Below are 16,652 nucleotides of genomic sequence, written 5' to 3'. Positions count from 1 at the left end.
ACACCAACCCCGGGAGGCCGTCATGGCAGAACGAAACCGCAACACCAAGAGCATCGGCGACACCGTCAAGCGCGGCTGGAACTCCAAGCCCGCAGCCATCGGCGCGATCGTCGTCTTCGCACTCGTCGTCGTCGTGGTGCTGCTCTCCACCCTGCTCGGCGTGTTCGCCCCAGCGAAGAACGCCGACCGGGGCTCTGCGAGCAAGCCTGCTCCGACCTCGAGCGCGTCGGCTGCCGCGGGCGGTCTGTGCAACGTCCCGACGACCGGGCAGGCAGCACAGAACGTGCCGACCGATCTCTCCTGGCATGCAGGTCGCGGCGGCATCACCTGGCCGGTATCGACGGCGGTTGGACCGACCAAGAAGGTTGATGGCTTCCCCGCGTGCTTCGCACGGACGAGGACCGGCGCGGCGCTTGCGGCGACGACCGGGTACCTCGGCCAGTACGACACGGGACACAGCGTCAGCGAGCTGCTGAACTTTTACATTGCGGACAGCGCAGGCAAGCCCATCACCGTGGACGGGACCGTGAAGGCGCAGACGTCGCCGGAAGACATGCGGGCCCAGGGCCTCAGTGTCGCCGGCTACTCGATCGAGTCGTTCACCAAGAACCGCGCGATCGTCGACGTCGTTTTCACCCAGCCCTCCGGATCAACGGGCTACTACGCCGTTCCTCTGACGATGGTCTGGGTCAACGGCGATTGGAAGGTCTCCGTGCTCGACAGCGGAGAGCTGTACTCGGGCAATCCGCTCACGCCCTCTGCGGGCGACTTCACTCCATGGGGAGGTACCGATGGCTAACGGCGTCGGGGACACTGTTTGCCAGATGGCCATTGGCTGCGAGGGAGCGAAAGCGCTCGTCGGCGCCGGAGCAAAGTCGGCTGCGTCGAGCGGTTTCAAGCAGGCCGCGGAGACGATGTTCTCCGCGTACGACGACATCATGAAGCAGTTCCTGACGAGCTGGATGAGCTCCGGGTTCCTGGTTTCGTTGGACAACAAGGCGACCTCTTGGTTCCAGGACACGTCGCTGCCGATCACGATCGCGCTCCTCACCCTCGGCCTCGTCGTCGCCGGCACGCGGGTGATGTACTCCCACCGCGGGGAGCCGTTCCAGGAGGTCATGCACGCACTCAGCCGGGCGGTAGCGGTCATCACCCTCGGGACCGCCGCGATTCAGGTCTTCGTCTGGGGCGGGGACGCGTACGCGCAGTGGATCCTGAAGCAGTCGGGGATCAGCGCCACGGGCGGGTACACGATCGCCGGATTCGCGGCATCGTCCCCGGGGTTGGCGCTGATCTTCGGCCTCCTCGGCGTGATCGCAGTCGGCCTCCAGTGGGTCATCATGTTCGTCCGCCAATCGCTGCTGCTGCTCCTCAACGCGTTCTGGCAGATCTCCGCGTCGTATGCGCTGCTCAAGCGGGGTGAGCAGGCGTTCGAGAAGATCACCGCCTGGATCATCGCGTTCATCATCTACACCCCCCTCGCCGCGTCGATCTACGCGTTCGCGTGGCGACTCAAAGACGGGCAGGACGGTGTCGGGGGAGTCCTCTACGGGCTGATGCTGATCGTCCTCGCAGTCGTAGCGCTGCCGGCGATCATGCGGCTGCTTGTCCCAGCGTCGGGAGCGCTCGGGAGCGCGATCGGCGGCGCGATGGCGCTCGGCGTGGGCGCTGCAGCACTGCAGGCCGGCGTCGCGGTGGGCGCCGCGGTCGCAACCGGCGGGGCGGCGACTGGCGCGGGGGCTGCTGCGTCGACGTCCTCAACGACGTCGACCGCGAGCGTTGCCGGGGGCGGCGACGTCGCGGGAAGCGCGGCGCAGTCGTCGGGGTTCGGGTCGGACTCGTCGCCGGTCGCCGGTGGTGGCGACAGCGATGCCAGCGCCAGTGGATCCGGCGGGAGCAGTGACGGTGCAGCCGGCATGGTCGGCGGCGACTCCGCGGCCGGGGCGAGCGGAAGCGATGGTGCGAGCGGCAGCGCCTCTGGGGGCGGCAGTGGCGTACCGGCGGCAAGTGGTGCGTCCGATTCCGGATCAGGGCAATCCGCAGGTTCTCGCGCGGCATTGTCGGCGGCGGGATCCGCCGCCGACGGGGTCAGGAATGCAGGCAACACGGCGGAAGGAATGATCGGTGAGTGACGCGGCGACTCAGAAGCGGGTCAAGTTCGGCAACTGGTTGCCGACCACGAAGGGGACCCTCGGCGGGCTGACCCTGCTCGGCTGGGGGATGCTCCTCGGCGGCGTGATGGTCATGGTGGTCTGCCTCGTCGTCGGCTGGTGGATCGCGGGGCTCGTCGCCCTGGTCGCCGGCGTCGTCCTCAACGCGGTGTTCATCGTCCGGTGGGGCGACCCGGTTGCAGGCCGCACGGCCGCCGCCGTGTTGTGGGACCGCCACATCGCGGCCAAGCGTGCCCGCGCGGGCACGAACCACTACGTCACCGGCTTGTTCTCGAACCTGCCGAACGAGTCACTGACCGCGCTTCCCGGGATGCTCGCCGACCTCGAGGAGATCACCGGCACCGACGGTGAGGGTGAGGAGTACGTCCTCCTGCACCACCGGAAGGACTCCCGGAACCCACTGCTCGCAGCGACGTTCTCCTGCCACCCCGACGGCACCGAACTGCTCCCGCAGGACCGCATCGATGGGCAGGTGTCTGACTTCGGCGGCTGGATCGCGTCGCTGTCCCGCGACACCGCGATCGAAGGGGCGGTGATCGTGGTCGACTCCGCACAGGAGTCGATCGCACCGCTGATCACGAAGATCGATAACGAAGTGTCCCCGCACGCTCCCGCGGCCGCGCAGCGGCAGCTCCGCGAGGGCGCCCGTGCCCTGTCGGGCACCTACGCGGACGTGGAGGTGTTCGCGTCGGTGGTGTGGAACGTGAACGAGCTGGCGGACAGCATCGAGGACGCCGCGGCGGACATCGCCGCGAAGCTGCCGAACCACCGCGAGAAGCTCGCCGCGGCTGGCGCCGGCGGTCCGGTCGTCGCCACCAGCAGTGAGCTGGCCCGCGCGGTGCGGGTCGCGTACCAGCCGGCGCGCGCTCGGGAGTTCGGCTCCGACGAGCTCGCAGGGCACCCGTCCCGGATGAAGGTCACCCAGGCCGGTCCGGACGAGTTCCACGACGACCAACGCCGGATCTGCTACCACGACGGGGTCGCGTCGATGACGGCGATGATGGTCGCCCCGCCGCAGATGCACATCACGGAAGAGCTGATGAACGTGCTGTTCCGGCCGAGCGGGAAGTTCCTCCGCAAGCGCGCAGCAGTGTTCTACCGGCCCCTGTCGCAGGGGAAGGCGTTCAGGGCGGCGAAGAAGGTCGGTGAGAACGCACGCCGGAACACCACCACCGCGACCGGTGGCAGCGACGAGTTCGCGAAGCTCCGACAGGAACTGGCGCACAAGACGCAGTTGGATCTCATGGGCGGAGCGGCAATGTCCGCGTTCGCGATCGAGGTCACCGTCACGTTCGACGCCACCCCGCAGGGGATCCGGAAGGCGACGACGGAGCTGAAAAGCATCCTCGAGGGTGCCGGGGACCTGACGTACCGGTTCGTCGAGACCGACACCGCCGCCGCGTTCCACTCCACGCTCCCTCTAGGGGTGCTGCCGTGGGCGTACGCGACCGCGGTGCAGCAGGTCACGGATCGGATCGAGTGATGGCGAAGAGCATGACGAAGCAGCTGGAGCGGACGCCGTCGGGGTTCTTCGCCCCGTACGGCGGTGGGTGGGAGCAGATGCCGCAGCCGCCGCGGTGGTACGCCACGAGCGTGCAGCTGTGCGGGATCTACCCGTTCGGTGCCGGCACCGGCCGTCCGATCGACGGTGCCCCGCTCGGGCAGGACATCAACACCCACTCCGCGGTGTGCACCGACCACGACGCCCTCTACCGGGCGAACGTGATCTCGTCCCCGTCGGCGTTCCTGTTCGGCCTGAACGGGCTCGGGAAGTCGAGCACCGCGCAGACCCTCATCGGCGGTCAGGTCGGCCGTGGACTCACGCCGGCGATCTTCGACCCGATCAAGGGTGAGCACGTGCCGTGGATCGAGGAGCTCGGCGGGACCGTGTTCTCCATCGGGCCACGCGCACGGCACCAACTGAACCTGCTCTCGCCTGGCCCCCTGGGCTACGCCGCCCGCCGGATCGGCGGCACGGTCGGTGATGAACTGCTCGAGCTGGCGCGGGCGAAGTCGATCGACCTGGCGAAGCTGGTGGTGAAGATCAGCCGCGGCGCACAGGAACCGGTGCTCGACATCGAGGAGACCGCGATCGAGGGGATCGTCGACACCGTGCTCGGACGCTCCGGACCTAACGACGTCCCGGTGACGGCAGACCTGCTGCGCGCGTACGCAGAGGTGTCCCCGCTGATGCTCGAGCGCACCGGGCTGCTGGACGCGACGGAGTTCCACGAACGGTTCCGTCGACTCGGTGAGACGCTCCGGTCGTTGATGACCGGGCAGATGGGGCAGATGCTGTCCGGCACCAACCCGGTCGAGTTTGGACCCGGCAACCCTGGTGGGTTCTGCTTCGACACGTCCTCGATTGGGACGGGCAACACCAAGCTGCTCTCCGCGGCGATGCTGTCGACCTGGTCGCTTGGCATGGACGCGATCGACGCGCACTGGGAGCTCGCGCAGCACGAGCTCGCGCAGCAGGTCGAGGCGCACGCCAACGGGCAGGAGTACGAACCCCAGATCCGGTGGGGCGGCTACACGTCCCTGATGGATGAGTTCTGGTACCCGATCCGCGCCTGCGAAGGCATGGTCGACCTCGTCGACGGGCTCTCCCGCACGAATCGCTCTGTGGGCGCCGCGGAGCTGAAGGTCTCGCACTCCCCGAAGGACCTCCTGTCGCTGCCGAACGCCGCCGACCGGGAGAAGGCGAAGGGGTTCATCGAACGCTCCGGGCTGCTGATGCTCATGGGGCTCAGCCGCGACGACCTGCTTGAGCTGAGCAAGGTGCGGCCGTTGACACCGAAAGAGATCAACACGGTCGCCAAGTTCAACCAGGCCGAGACCTGGCATGGGAGCCGACGGAAGAAGGGCGCGAAGGGTGCCCCTCCCGGCGCGGGGAAGGTGCTGCTGAAGATCTCCGAACGGGTCGGGATCCCCGTGAAGATGCTCCGCACGAAGACGCAGATGGACCACCACGACACCGACGCCCGCTACCAGTAACGCCCTTCACCGACAGACAGGACCAACGATCATGACAGGCAGCACCGTGCAGGTCGACTACGACCTCGTCGCCAACGGCGACACCGTCACCATCGGTGACGCCACCTTCGCCGGCGAGAGCGCCTACCCGGACGCGATGGGTTGGCTGCAGAAGCGCGCCGCCTACGCCGGCGCCGTCCGCGTCGTGCGCAGCCACGACGCCGGCACCGGCGCGGACACGCTGTTCAGCATCGACCGTGCCGGCGTGATCGCCCCTGTCACCGGCCCTGTGGGTGACGGAGCGGACTCGGACTCGCCGTGGGAGGCGCGTCCCGCGCCGGCGGCGCCGCCGACGCCCCGCGAGATCCCCGTCACCGCGGTACCCGCACCGGTATCGCCGGTCGTCGAAGCGCCGACGACGCGTCGTGAGGCGCGGCAGTCATTCCTCTCGCAGGACACCGTGGAGGAGCCTGCGACGACGGGGTTCCGCGGGTTCCTCACCCGGGCGGGGCTGCGGATGGCGCCGTCGGCTGCGGAGCGGCTGCACCGGGAACAGATGCACCTGGTCAGCCAGCACCATGTCGGCCCGCGAACGATCATGCTCGCCAATGGCAAGGGCGGGGCAGGAAAGACCCTCGCCACCGTGTGCCTGGCGACGATCCTTGCCCGGTACTCCGGGGCAGCGACGGTCGCGTGGGACAACAATCAGACCCGCGGCACGCTCGGATGGTCGACCGAGAGCGCCCGGCACGAAGCGTCCGTGCTGGACCTACTGCCAGACATCGACCGTCTGCTCGGTACCAGCGCACAGTCCGCCGACATGGCCTCCTACGTGCACCACCAGACCCGCGACCGGTACGACGTCCTGAAGTCCAAGCCCGACCTCCTCGCCTCCGGACAGCGATTCGGCGCCGAGACGGTCGACCGGGTCCACAAGGTGCTGACCAAGTTCTACCGGCTCGTCCTCATCGACTCCGGCAACGACGAAACCGACCCCATGTGGCTCGCCGGCCTTGACCGGACGGACCAGCTCGTCGTCCCGACAACGACGGACGACAAGTGGTGCGAGTCCGCAGCGCTCCTCCTCGGGCAGCTCGTCGCGGCCGGCGGCCGGTACCGGGAGCTCGCCGAGAACGCCGTTGTCATCGTCGGCGTCGAGACCAGCGACGTGAAGCCGCAGAAGGTCGCCGAGCAGGTGCAGCGCTTCAAGGACGCCGGCCTCGGCCGTGACGTCCTCACCATCCCGTACGACGCCGGGCTCAAGGCCCGTGTCATCAACTACGACGCCCTGCAGGAGCCCACCAAGCTCGCGTGGCTCGCGGCCGGCGCCGCTGTCGCGAAGGGGCTCTAAGCCGATGACGTGGAAGCGGGTACTCGCAGTCCTGGCGGCCGTGGTGATCGTCGTGGCCGCGGTCATTGTGGTGAAGGTCGCGTACGGACTGCAGCACACGCACACCAACCCGGCGCAGTCATCGACGCCGATCCCGTCGACGCCGGCCGCGCCGAGCTCCGCAGCGGTCGCCCTCACGGTCTCGGACCGGTTCTGCCAGCCCGACAAGGCGAAGAACGCGTGGCAGCGTTCCCTCACCCCGTACCTGACTCCCGACGCGTGGCAGCTCTACTCGGCGGTCCAGCCAGCGAACGTCCCGTGCGCCGACGTCCACGACGACGGAAAGCCCGTCGGCGATCAGCAGACGTCGACGGACCGGGCGTACCAGTTCACCGCCTCCACGGGCGGCCCGGTGACCGTGACGCTGCACCGCGACACCAAGCAGGACCCGTGGCTGGCGTCCTACATCAACGCCGGACAGGAGTAGCTCATGGGCGGCAAGGGGAGCATGATCGCGATCGTTGCGCTCGCGCCGATCCTCGGCGTCGTCGTGATCGTCGTCGTGCTGTTCACGATCATCACCGGCGCCGGCGACGACGACGCCGCGGCCGCGACCTGCGGGGCGACGGGCACCGTGTCCGGTACCGCCGTGGCGGTGCAGGAGGGGAGCCTCCCCGCGAAGGTCGGCCCCTACTCCGGCGACCAGGTGAAGAACGCCGCGGCGATCATCTCGATCGGCAAGCAGCGCGGGCTCACCCAGCACGCCCAGCAGATCGCGCTCATGGCCGCGATGACCGAGTCCACGCTCAACAACCTCTCTGGCGGGGACCGCGACTCCGCCGGCTTGTTCCAGATGCGACCCTCCCAGGGGTGGGGCGCCCACGCGCAGATCACCGACATCAGTTACGCGACAACTGCGTTCTACGAACGCCTGGTGACGGTGCCCGGCTGGGACACCATGAGCCCGGGCGAGGCAGCTCAGTCCGTCGAGGGATCGGCGTTCCCGGACGCGTACGCGACGAAGTCGGCGTACGCGGTCGAGATGATGAACGCCCTGTCGGGGGTGACGGTGTCGACGGTGTCGCAGACCACCGAGGGCGCTGCCTGCACCGCAGGAGCGGCCTCAGGTGCCGCCGCTGGCGGCACGAACAACGCTCTGGTCGGTGGCGAGCAGCCCGCGACGGGGCCGCACGCGGCGCAGATCAACCAGGTCATCGGGTTCGCGAAGCAGCAGCTCGGGAAGACGTATGTCCTTGGCGGTGCCGGCCCGAACGTGTGGGACTGCTCCGGGCTGACGAAGGTCGCGTACGCGCAGATCGGGATCAACATCGACGCGGGCCACTCCGCGACCACGCAGTGGCGCAACGGCGTCGCCCGTGGGCAGATGCACCCGCTGTCGGAAGCACAGCCCGGGGATCTCATCTTCTGGGGCGGCAACGACGCCTGGCATGTCGGCATCAGCCTCGGCGGCGACATGATGATCGCCGCTCCCAAGCCCGGCGACGTCGTGAAGATCCAGAAGGTCTGGGGCACCCCCAACGGCCAGGTCTGGCGACCCGCCGACGGTATCTGAGCGACGGCCTCTGAGCGCCGTCGACGCCGGTACACGAACGAAGCAAGGAGCACACCATGACAGCACTCACGCACCGCGTCGACGCGGCCACGGTGACACTCGAGGACCTCGCCGGGCTCGAGGGGACGACGCTCGTATGGCGAGGGCGGACCGCGTCGGTCGGCGCGTTGTTCTCCCCGCTCGAGGGGGAGATGCCACCGGACCTGCTCGCGGTCACCGCTGCCGAGCACATGGTCGACCTGCTGGAGTACCAGCCCGACCACCGGTACCGACGTGTGGAGGCATTCACCGATGGTCTCGGCAGCGTTGCCGCGGTCCTGGATCGGCTGGCGCCCTCGCGCCGGCCGAGCCGGTCGTGCGGTTCGGCGGCGGGCTGGAGCTCGACGGGCCCGGGCTGCGGGATGTGCCGGCGGTGGCGCTCTGGACCGGACGGACGTGGTGAGCATGACCGGGATCGGCCGCACCATGACCGGCGTCGCGGACGCACTGCACGACGTCGTCGACGCGTACAAGAAGGCCCGCCGGGAGCGCGACGAGATGATCGTTGCCGCCGTCCCGGTGCTCGGCCAGCATGGCACCGCGGAAGCATCCGGGCTGTCCCGGCGCCGCGTCCGCCAGTTACTCACCAAAGCGGAAACCGCTGACCGGCAAGGGGACCCCCAATGAGACGCCGCATGAAGCAGCACCTCCTCACCGCGGCGGTCCTCGTCGCGGTCGCCGGCGTCGGCGTGATCGTCGCACCGTACCTGCACCCGAGCATCGCGACCGGTGAGAGCCAGACGCCGTCGACGACGTTGACGGCTGCGCCCTCCGCCTCGAGCACGACCGCCTCGGCCACGGCGTCGAACGCGCTGCGGGACCTCCACGCACTGGCGGTGTCGGACGCCTACGTGCCCGGGTACGACCGGGCCGCGTTCGGGCAGGCCTGGGCCGACGTCGACCACAACGGCTGCGACACCCGCAACGACGTGCTGCGCCGGGACCTCACGGACGTTCTCACCCGCGCCGGCACCCACGAGTGCGTGGTGCTCTCCGGCACACTCCACGACCCGTACACGGGCCGCACCATCGCCTTCCACCGCGGGGAGACATCGAGCATGGCCGTGCAGATCGACCACCGGTACCCGCTCGGGCTCGCCTGGCAGCACGGCGCGGCGGCGTGGACGCCGACGCAACGAGAGCAGTTCGCCAACGACCCGGTGAACCTCGCCGCGGTCGACGGGCCCGCGAACGAGCAGAAGTCCGACTCCGGGCCCGGGGAGTGGATGCCAGCGAACACCGGCGACGCGTGCACCTACGCCACGACGTTCGTGGCCGTGGCCACGAAGTGGCGGCTGTCGCTCGGGACTGCCGACGAACACGCACTGGATCGCACCCTCACCCGGTGCGCAACGCAGGGGAGCAACTGATGACGACGACGACACCGGACCCGTTCCAGACGGCGCTCGAGCAGTTCCAATGGCCGTGGTGGGGTGTGCCGCTGATCGTCGCCGTGGTGGTGCTCGTGCTCGGCAGCGGGGTGCTGTTCCTGGTCCGCACGCGAGGCGGCAACCCGGTGGACCGGATGCAACGGCACCTGCGCGCCGGGAACAACCTGGCACCGGTGCTGTACCCGCGGCGGCGGAAGGATGCCCAGCAGCTGCACCCGAACGCGATCGACCTGCCGCCCGGGCAGAAGATCGGCACGCTCGTCGGATCGGGGTCCGCGTGGGTGTGGCAGGGGTGGCGTGACGTCGCGATCTACATATTCGGGCCCGGACGAGGGAAAACCACCGGCTCCGTCGTCCGGCACGTGCTCGAGGCGCCCGGCCCGGCCGTGATGACCTCGAACAAGGTCGACGGTGTGAAGGAGGTCCTCGCCGGCCGGAAGCGCATGGGAGAGCAGTGGGTGTACGACCCGACGCAGGTATACCGACGTGAGGAGCGGCCGGACTTCGTCTACGACCCGCTGTGGGACGTCGAGGATCTCACCACGGCGCAGGAGCTCGCGGCGATCTTCGAGGCCAGCACCAAGGACGCCGACAGCAAAAGCGACGCGCAGTTCGACTCGCAGGGCCGGGACCTGTTCGCCTACGCCCTCCTCGCCGCGAAGCTCGACGGACTGGGGCTCGGGCAGGTCTACAGCTGGATCACGAAGCAGGAGCATGCGGATATCCGCGCGATCATGCAGAAGCACGGCCAGACCGGTCCCGCATCGGCGCTGGTCGGCCTGCAGGGGCAGCCGGACAAGACGCGGGGGAGCGTCTACGCCACCGCGCAGCGGATGGCGTCCGCGATCGCCAACGACACGCTGCTGGCGTGGACGAGTGCGCCGGGGGTGCGGAAGTTCAACGCGGAAGCGTTCGTCCGCAGCACCGACACCGCGGTGCTGATCTCCCGGAACGGTCCCGGATCGGGCGGCGCGTTCGTCGCGGCGTTGGTGCGGTCGATTTCCCGCGCCGGAGAGCGGGCGGCGGCCGCAGACGGTGGCCGCATCACGACACCGGTGGTGTTCGAGCTCGACGAGGTCGCGAACATCGTCCGGTGGCCTGAGCTGCCCGACGTGGTCTCGTTCTACGGCTCGATGGGCCTTATCCTCGGCATGTACTTCCAGTCGTGGGGGCAGATCGTCCGGGTGTTCGGCAACGAGGGTGCCGACACCCTGTGGAGCGCATCGTCGATCCGTGTCTACGGAGGCGGGGAATCGACGCAGTCACCGTTCCTCAAGCGGTTCTCCGAGAGCATCGGCAACTACGACGAGTGGACCACCAACACCTCCTCAGGCCGCAACGGTTCGACTCGGTCACGGGTGTCGAAGTCGAAGCCGATCCTGCCGCCCGACGTGCTGGCGCACCTGCCGAAATGGCGGGCAGTGTTCGACGGGAGCGACGTCGGACCGGTGCTGATCCGTACCCGGCCGTGGTTCCTGGACACCGTGCTCACGGCCATGATCGAGGGCCGAGAAGTGCAGAACGGGAAGATCGTCAAGAAGAAGACGGCCGGAGAACGGCCGTTGACGACGGAGGGAACCGGCCGTGTCGAGCCCGTTTGATCCTGACCGCTGGCCCACCGGCTACGGCCCCGGGTCCAGTAGCGCCGGCGGAGCCGGCGGCGGAGGAGGGGACGAGCTCCCGCCGTTCGAGGACGAGGACGCTCCGCCGCCCGTCGACGACGAGGGCGCGCCGTCGGCGGATCCCAGCACCGGTGAGGTCCTTCCGTCGGGACCGGCGGCCGCACCGCGACGGAAGCCGAAGCAGGATCCCCGCGAGGCGTTCCTGCAGTGGGTGAGCGAGCAGATCGGGCAGGTCGAGGCGTACCAGCAGCCGATCCACCAGAAGCCGGCGTGGTGCCCGGAGTGGTGGAACCACCCGGAAGTCGTGCAGCGGCTCTACGTCGCATGGAAGGCATACCAACAGGCGGTCGAGCGGATGTCCGAAGACAAGGGTGCGAAGTCAGCGTGGTGGGTGCAGCACTGGGACCACCACGCCCGAATCCTCTTCGACAAACAGCACGGGCCGTTCCGCGCCTGCAACCAGGCCGGACACCTCGCCGACAACGACCGCAGGCCGCTGCCGATCGTGATGGAGCTACCTCCCGACGACGCGTGGCTGATCTGATCGCAGAACCTGCAAGGTGTTAACCGAACCGACAGCAGTCCCCGTCCTGTGACAGCGAAACGGTATGGCCGGCTGGGGCTGCGGCTGCGGCTGGGCGTGCCAACGATCGCGTGGTCTGCTCTCACCAGAATGTGTTCGACTGTGGCGGCCAGCGGGGTACCCGTCGCCGCCGTTCGACGGCCAGCTCGGTTGCTCGGGAGGGCCGGCCGCTCTACGCTCATCGTGAGATGAGGAGTGCAGACGCCGGGGACGAGCGAACGGCCGAAGAACCGCGTTTCCCTCGCAAGGCCCAGGAGCAGCTCGAGCAACTCGTCAGCCTCCGGACGCTCCCCGCCGAGTGGAGAAAGCGGGGCATGCGCGATCCGGCCACAATCCGTGCGCTTGTCCAACAGCGACTTGAGCAAAGCGACGCCTTGGAAGCAGAGGTTCGCTACGCAGACTTTCTGTGCGATCCCGAGTACGGGTGGTCCTGAGTGACTGCATCGTCTGACTCGGCGTTTGCGTCCTGGTGCGCGTCGTGTGGGTGCGAGGGTGCCGGGCGTGGATGGCCCGCCCGACACCCTCTATCGAAAGCTCGACCCGAACGAGCCCTCCGCACCACAGTGGCAGTCAAAATGCAGCGACGTAAGTCCGCTCTTCGACGGACCCAGGGACAGCGCCCGCCAACCTGCAGGGCGGGCGCTGCGCGGTGACGATCCGGATCAGGATCTACGTCACCACTTGAGCGGGAACCACCCCGCCCCGCACCCATTCTCCCGCAGATCTGATGGATACCCTCCCCGGCGTTGGTTCCGGCCCATGAAGGACCTACCCTAAGCCGCAGCTGCCCAGACCTTGGTCGCGGACGTGTCCTTATCTGAAACGACAGTTGAGGAGCAGCACCATTCAAGTACCTTAATCCTTCATCAGCGTGTCGTCCCTGGGCACCGACACGCCACCTCGGGATGCAAGCGAGCTGCTGACCACCCGCGCTGGGTGGCTCATTCGCTCCCGGCGCTGCTGATCGCGGCGAAGCACGTGTGGGAAGACTGACGTGAATGCCATTTTTCGGTCGGCCGTGAGTCGACCGTCCGCTGCGGCGGAACGTTGGTTTCGGACCCACACCCCGATCCGGACACCATCGTCGGAGACGTCCCGCGCTTTCGGAATGGCTCCGCCACGCGCAACAGACCATGCCTGTGCTTGCCTTAGCCGTTGCTGCCATCGGTCATCATCACGGCGATCGGCGATCATCCACCCTGGGGTCATTTGGTCTAATTCCGCCTTCCGCCGGGGAAGGAGTTTCCCGTTGCGCCACGCGGCCCGTTGATGGTTCACCCACGTCGCGAGGACACCGACTGTTGGGAAAGTGCCATCATGGGTCTCAAGCCATCGAATGATGTCGTCTCGATTTCGCACCCATTGCGTATCATCAGACCTGTCAATTGCATTCCACCCAGGAATCTGCTCATCGAGCATGTACCGCCGTAGGTTGGGTAGTTCGTTTCGCACTGCACGGCTGCGCTGTGTCGCGATCCATCGCCCGAGGGCACGTTCGCGGTCGGCGACGGCGTTTGTTGCCGGCCACTGTCCGTTATGCTGACGCCAGACCACGACGTCTTCGAGCCGCTGCGCCCACCGAACTTGAAGCGACTGATGCGGAGTCCGCTGATTACCATTGCTCACGGGTCTGATCTTCGCACTAGATGGCCTCGCCCCCACTGGGCGTCGTACGGACACGTTCCCCGCGCCTGAGACATCCATATGCAAGGTGATTGTGCGTTGCGGACGGCACAGAGTGGGCTGCGAGAGAACCGGGGCCATGTCTGGGTATGGGATGGTGTGCCGCAAATCGACCGTCTTGTCTGCATCTAAGCCAGAGCTGCGGTTGTTTCACGGGCACGAAGGCGACGACCGTGACAGTCGTATCGGCTTCGGGATGTCCGGTACGGCTGCCGATTCGGCTGGGTAGCACGGCTTCGCGACCGCGCCAGTCTGCGGCGCAGTGCTGGCGGTACGACGTTTCGCTCGCGTCGGCCGGGGACCGGTTTCGGGTTTCCCCTAGAACACTTTCGAGAAACAAACCGATGTCGGCCGAGTCTCGTAGTGGCCCCATGGAGCGATTCGACGGTATCCGTTCCGAAGAAAAAAGCCCACGGTGTCCGGCAGTAGCGAGGTAGTTTCAACGACTATAGCGCTGCCATCTCGCTGGATGGCAGCCTGTTCAAGCGCGCCAAGCAGGACACCGCCTGCGCCAATTCCGCGGGCGTCGAACCGGACATAAAAGCGATGAAGTTCGAATATTCCATCGTCAATGGCCACGAGCGCACCACAACCCACGGCAGTACCGTGGGTTCGAGCGATCACATGTGTGATCAAATCATCTGGAATGATTTGCGGATCGATTGGAATTCGTTCTGTCCCGAGTTGCGCGCGTTCCAGCCGGGCAAGTGCCCTCAGACGGACGGCGGCCTCGTCGTCAAAGTTTTCTTCCCGAACCGATAGAGGCCCGGTCAAACGAGTCGACATTTTCGGAGTCCAATCTTGAATTTTGACGTTCACGACACTCTCGTTCTCTACCGGATTTTGGTCGCGTCCATCTGACTGCAACCACCGAGGAGCTAGGTGTTCTAGCGAAGTCTTCGCCGATGTGGCGCCGTCGGTATTTTGGGGGACAGGCGCGGGGATCCTTGACCCCAGTCCGGGGGCACCACCTACGGCACGTTGCAACGAGTTCCTTGTTCGGTTTCGCAGCCCGCAGCTGTGATGCTGATACGTCGTTCGACACGCGCCGATGGCAGGCATACCCGCGTTCGATGTCTCTCCGCGACGGCGCGCGACGGACGTCGAGGGGGCGCCACAAGTGAGTGGCACCGTGCGACGGGTAGGTACCGTCACCTCCGACGAGCTGTTTGACCCCAGTTCTGGACCTGGACGCTGCGTTCGCAGTCCGATGAGCTATACAGCGTGACAACAACCCACCCTGCAGCTTCACATGAGGACACCGTCTTCCGGCGCACCACAATCGTCAAGGCCGCGATCGACATGTTCCGCGCATACGCCTTCCACGAGGCGTCCTACGCCCTGCTCGCAGCAACAGCCAACTTGTCCCTCAGCGACATCCAGCGGCATTTCCCCTCATGGGAAGGTCTGGTACTGGCGACGATCGACCGGTGGAACGAGCAGCGCATGGCGCCGATCGTTCCGGTCGCCGCCACCCACGGCACCGTGCGGTTCCTGCGTGGCATCGTCACCGCTAACATCGCTGACCCCGCCCTCATGCGCATGCTGGCCGCAACCGTCAACATCGCCGCGACACCCGGCCATCCGATGGCGCCGCATCTCCACGAACGGTGGCATCGCTTCCATCTCATGGTGCAGAACAGTCTCGAGCATGATGTCGAGACTGGCCGTGAGCCGGCCACGATGAATCCACCGCGTGGCGCCGAGCAGCTCATCGCCCTATATGAAGGGCTGCAGTTGCAGTCGATGGTCCGGCCGGACATGGATCTACTCGACGCCTACGACCGTGCGATCACCCGACTCCGCGAGGGGTGGAAGCAGGCCTACATCAAGCCCGTGTGGGAGATCGACATCGTCAACTGACCAAGCACATCGGGGCCGTGGGCCGCGGCACCACTCCGCGCGTGGCGACCTGGGGGAGGAAGTTCAACTCGCACGCCGCTGCGCCGGTTCTTCCTGTGGCGGCGGTCCTATCCCGGCAGTGGATGTGGGGGCGAGGGAAGTCGTACTGGTGGCACGACCATGCCGCCCTGGAACCGGTTGGCATTGCGAAGCTGACCGACCAGCTACCCAGAGTCTGCGAGGCCCCGGAGCAGTGACACCCGAATTTGGGAGGAAAAAAGGCGGGTCGCGCCAGTGCAGCGCCGTTGTCGACGTGCACCGAACGCGACCCTGGGTGTGATCAGACACCCGATGGGCGGAGTCGGGGAGAGTGATTCCGCCTGAGACCAGCGTATTGGCCGACAGCGGGTTCTGCCATATGACCGGGGCCTGAGGTGAGCGCCCTCCCGATTCGGGTTCGAGGAGGGCGCTCGTGTTCAGCTACACGAGATCGTGCTCGCTGCCGACAGCGGGGCGCCGGCCGGATTGGGTGGTCCGGAACGAGCGTGACGGTACGCGTTAAGCCTGCACGCGTCCACATTTCGGATGGGGCGAAGGACTCGAGTACTGCGAGTGGGATGGGCGCCGGGGGTACCCATACACCCGACACCCATCCCTGCATGCGGCCTGACCCGAACAGGCGACCATGACCCTCCCATCACCGTGACACCCGGCAGTCAGCGCGTCACCGGACCAGTCGGGGTACGCACAACGCTCGGAGTGGAGCCGAGCGCCTCGCTGATGAAACCGCAGCCCTGACCTCGTGGTGTGGCCCGAAGTGGGGCACGCTCCTAAGCGCTTTCTGCGAGAAGGTCGATCCATCAGGAGGTCTCCATGCTTTCACTCGTCTACGTCAGCAACGCATCGCATCCGTTCAACGACGACGAACTGGCTGTGCTGCTGCTCGGCAGTCGTGCCAATAACGCCCGCAGCGGCCTGTCGGGGCTCCTCCTACATAGCGACGGAAGGTTCCTGCAGGTGCTCGAAGGTCCGGACGGCACAGTGCGATCCAAATTCGCCGTGATCGCGAAAGATCCGCGCCATCGTGACGTGCAGATCCTCGCCAGTGAGCACATCCCCGCCGCTCGGTTTGCGCGCTGGACAATGAGTTACCAGCCCACCACTGACGACCTGGCTAGCGAACTCCCCGGATTCGACGACTTCCTCGCCCGAAGTGGAGTTGCGGGCGAGAGCGATCACACGTCGACCGTCGCGGTCCTTCTCGCATGGTTCCGCGAACAGGTGCGCGCTCGGCCCCGGCAACCTAGCCACCGTCTCGGGTCCGCGTAGATTGGATCACGACCGGGGTAGGACGTTGAGGAACCCGCCCCGGGCCCGACTTTCCGAACAAAGTTGCATTGATCTGCTGAGTGCATCCTTGCTGCAATTGAGGATGACAAACA

15 protein-coding genes are annotated in these 16,652 nt (G+C 67.1%); 13 read left to right on the top strand and 2 right to left on the bottom strand.

Features of this window, described 5'->3' with window-relative positions; all coding sequences use genetic code 11:
• The first annotated feature begins 22 nt into the window (after positions 1-22).
• From ASF23_RS04695 to ASF23_RS04645, 11 genes are all read left to right on the top strand, one after another.
• Positions 23-799, top strand: a complete 777-nt coding sequence (locus ASF23_RS04695) for a hypothetical protein (RefSeq protein ID WP_055949845.1) — start codon at positions 23-25, stop codon at positions 797-799.
• A gap of 25 nt (positions 800-824) precedes the next feature.
• Positions 825-2,132 (top strand): hypothetical protein, encoded by a 1,308-nt coding sequence (locus ASF23_RS04690; RefSeq protein ID WP_055949844.1) that lies wholly within the window; start codon positions 825-827, stop codon positions 2,130-2,132.
• Entirely contained in the window at positions 2,125-3,654 is a 1,530-nt protein-coding gene (locus ASF23_RS04685; protein ID WP_055949841.1) for an SCO6880 family protein, read from the top strand. The genes ASF23_RS04690 and ASF23_RS04685 overlap by 8 nt, the downstream gene beginning before the upstream one ends.
• 11 nt (positions 3,655-3,665) lie before the next feature.
• On the top strand, positions 3,666-5,168 hold the full coding sequence (locus ASF23_RS04680) for an ATP-binding protein (protein WP_235510786.1): 1,503 nt from the start codon (positions 3,666-3,668) through the stop codon (positions 5,166-5,168).
• Positions 5,169-5,199: 31 nt separating this feature from the next.
• Positions 5,200-6,498 (top strand): ParA family protein, encoded by a 1,299-nt coding sequence (locus ASF23_RS04675; RefSeq protein WP_055949834.1) that lies wholly within the window; start codon positions 5,200-5,202, stop codon positions 6,496-6,498.
• Positions 6,499-6,502: 4 nt separating this feature from the next.
• On the top strand, positions 6,503-6,964 hold the full coding sequence (locus tag ASF23_RS04670) for a hypothetical protein (protein ID WP_082473829.1): 462 nt from the start codon (positions 6,503-6,505) through the stop codon (positions 6,962-6,964).
• Between the two features lie 3 nt (positions 6,965-6,967).
• On the top strand, positions 6,968-8,050 hold the full coding sequence (locus ASF23_RS04665; RefSeq protein WP_055949828.1) for a C40 family peptidase: 1,083 nt from the start codon (positions 6,968-6,970) through the stop codon (positions 8,048-8,050).
• A 444-nt stretch (positions 8,051-8,494) separates the two neighbouring features.
• Entirely contained in the window at positions 8,495-8,716 is a 222-nt protein-coding gene (locus ASF23_RS04660) for a hypothetical protein (RefSeq protein WP_055949825.1), read from the top strand.
• 8 nt (positions 8,717-8,724) lie between these two features.
• Positions 8,725-9,459, top strand: coding sequence for an HNH endonuclease family protein (locus ASF23_RS04655; RefSeq protein ID WP_055949822.1), 735 nt, complete (start codon positions 8,725-8,727; stop codon positions 9,457-9,459).
• Complete coding sequence (locus ASF23_RS04650; RefSeq protein ID WP_082473845.1) at positions 9,459-11,081, top strand: type IV secretory system conjugative DNA transfer family protein; 1,623 nt, start codon at positions 9,459-9,461, stop codon at positions 11,079-11,081. The genes ASF23_RS04655 and ASF23_RS04650 overlap by 1 nt, the downstream gene beginning before the upstream one ends.
• Complete coding sequence (locus ASF23_RS04645) at positions 11,065-11,646, top strand: DUF4913 domain-containing protein (protein WP_055949816.1); 582 nt, start codon at positions 11,065-11,067, stop codon at positions 11,644-11,646. Before ASF23_RS04650 ends, ASF23_RS04645 begins: the two co-directional genes overlap by 17 nt.
• 894 nt (positions 11,647-12,540) lie before the next feature.
• On the opposite strand, the gene ASF23_RS19060 is transcribed toward ASF23_RS04645, so the two are convergent.
• Positions 12,541-12,879: a helicase associated domain-containing protein gene (locus ASF23_RS19060; RefSeq protein ID WP_442855011.1), complete on the bottom strand. Its 339-nt coding sequence runs from the start codon at positions 12,877-12,879 to the stop codon at positions 12,541-12,543.
• An 807-nt stretch (positions 12,880-13,686) separates the two neighbouring features.
• Positions 13,687-14,187, bottom strand: coding sequence for a GNAT family N-acetyltransferase (locus tag ASF23_RS17700; protein ID WP_162236696.1), 501 nt, complete (start codon positions 14,185-14,187; stop codon positions 13,687-13,689).
• 405 nt (positions 14,188-14,592) lie between these two features.
• Here ASF23_RS17700 and ASF23_RS04635 point away from each other — a divergent pair, with 405 nt between their 5' ends.
• Both ASF23_RS04635 and ASF23_RS04630 read left to right on the top strand, forming a co-directional pair.
• Positions 14,593-15,231, top strand: coding sequence for a TetR/AcrR family transcriptional regulator (locus ASF23_RS04635; protein ID WP_156364205.1), 639 nt, complete (start codon positions 14,593-14,595; stop codon positions 15,229-15,231).
• Between the two features lie 852 nt (positions 15,232-16,083).
• On the top strand, positions 16,084-16,539 hold the full coding sequence (locus ASF23_RS04630; protein WP_055949806.1) for a BLUF domain-containing protein: 456 nt from the start codon (positions 16,084-16,086) through the stop codon (positions 16,537-16,539).
• Positions 16,540-16,652 lie beyond the last annotated feature (113 nt).

The organism is Curtobacterium sp. Leaf261, assembly GCF_001422205.1.
Taxonomy (GTDB): domain Bacteria; phylum Actinomycetota; class Actinomycetes; order Actinomycetales; family Microbacteriaceae; genus Curtobacterium.
The sequence above is the reverse complement of the archived record's forward strand: the minus strand, read 5'-3'. Positions and strand labels throughout refer to the sequence as shown.